A 303-nucleotide genomic window follows, 5' to 3' on the forward strand; every position below is an offset into this window, starting at 1 on the left:
CTAATTTATATCCAGTCCATGATGGTAAAAACCATCATAAACTAGACATTTTTATTGGTGAGAATATAGACACTTTAAATGGTTTCTAACATTTTGAATTCCCATAAGAGATTTTATGTTAAATGAGGCGGATTTATTTAATCCGCTTACCATTTTTATCGATGATTATTTCACCATCCTCTTTGGTAAAAGCTCCTAATTGAGGCGCAGACAAAATATCTAAAACGAGTTCAGATGGTCTACATAGTTTTACACCTAATTCAGTCACTACAAATGGACGGTTAATTAAAATTGGATACTCAA

1 protein-coding gene is annotated in these 303 nt (G+C 31.7%); it reads right to left on the minus strand.

The annotated features are described in order from the left end of the window. Positions 1 to 133: 133 nt before the first annotated feature. On the minus strand, positions 134 to 303 hold a 170-nt coding region (locus AC1M9L_RS14845; RefSeq protein ID WP_481592565.1), incomplete at its 5' end, for a thioredoxin domain-containing protein.

The sequence above is a fragment of the Acinetobacter sp. ANC_7511 genome, assembly GCF_056779975.1.